General features: G+C 62.5%; 1 protein-coding gene. It reads left to right on the top strand.

Annotated features, from left to right (window positions below; all coding sequences use genetic code 11):
* Positions 1-256, top strand: a 256-nt coding sequence (locus AC0L2O_RS37070; RefSeq protein ID WP_473373239.1) for an aminotransferase class I/II-fold pyridoxal phosphate-dependent enzyme, incomplete at both ends; no start/stop codon positions are given.

Genomic DNA, 256 nt, shown 5'->3' with positions numbered 1-256 from the left:
GCGAAGATTGCCCACAGCTACGGTGTCAGCGTCGATGCCGACCTTGAGGTCACCATTACGCCCGGCGCTACCCAGGGCATTTTCTGCGCTATCCAGGCTGTTATCCGCAGCGGTGACGAGGTGATCATCTTCGACCCTTGCTACGACAGCTACGCGCCCTCGGTAGAGCTGGCCGGCGGGCGCTGCGTGCATGTGCAGTTAGGCTTGCAGGATTTCAGCCTGGACTTCGAGCGCATCGAGGCCGCGCTGTCGCCAC

Source organism: Bradyrhizobium sp. Kon10, from assembly GCF_055807395.1.
This window is presented reverse-complemented; position numbering and strand designations above follow the sequence as displayed.